We start from the raw sequence: 466 nt of genomic DNA, 5'->3' as shown, positions 1-466 counted from the left end.
CTTCCGCGCGCCGCCCGTCGCCAGCACGGTGTGCGGCGCGCGGAAGGTGTGCACCGTGTCGGTGGTTTCATCGAACGCGTACAGGCCCAGGCAGCGCTGCGGCCCGGGCAGGCCGAGCTTGCGCGCGGTGATCAGGTCCACCAGCGTGTGCTGCTCCAGCAGGGTGATGTTCGGCGCGGCGCGCACGGTCTCCAGCAGGGTGCGCTGCACGGCCGCGCCGGTGGCATCGGTGGCGTGCACGATGCGCCGCGCGCCATGGCCACCCTCGCGCGTCAGGTGCAGCCGGCCGGCTTCCTCTTCGGAAAAAGGCACGCCCAGCGTCTGCAGCCAGCGGATGGCCTGCGGCGCGCCCTCGACCACCGCGCGCGTGGCGGCGAGGTCGCACAGGCCGGCGCCGGCCACCAGCGTGTCCTGCACATGCGCATCGAACGTGTCGCCCTCGGCCAGCACGGCGGCGATGCCACCC

The 466-nt window shown here is 74.0% G+C and carries 1 protein-coding gene; it reads right to left on the bottom strand.

The features are described 5' to 3' along the window. A partial coding sequence (locus tag IM725_RS20060; RefSeq protein WP_193782401.1) for an FAD-binding protein occupies nucleotides 1-466 on the bottom strand: 466 nt, incomplete at both ends.

The sequence above is a fragment of the Ramlibacter aquaticus genome (assembly GCF_015159745.1).
In the GTDB taxonomy this organism is placed as follows: domain Bacteria; phylum Pseudomonadota; class Gammaproteobacteria; order Burkholderiales; family Burkholderiaceae_C; genus Ramlibacter; species Ramlibacter aquaticus.
The sequence above is the reverse complement of the archived record's forward strand: the minus strand, read 5'-3'. Positions and strand labels throughout refer to the sequence as shown.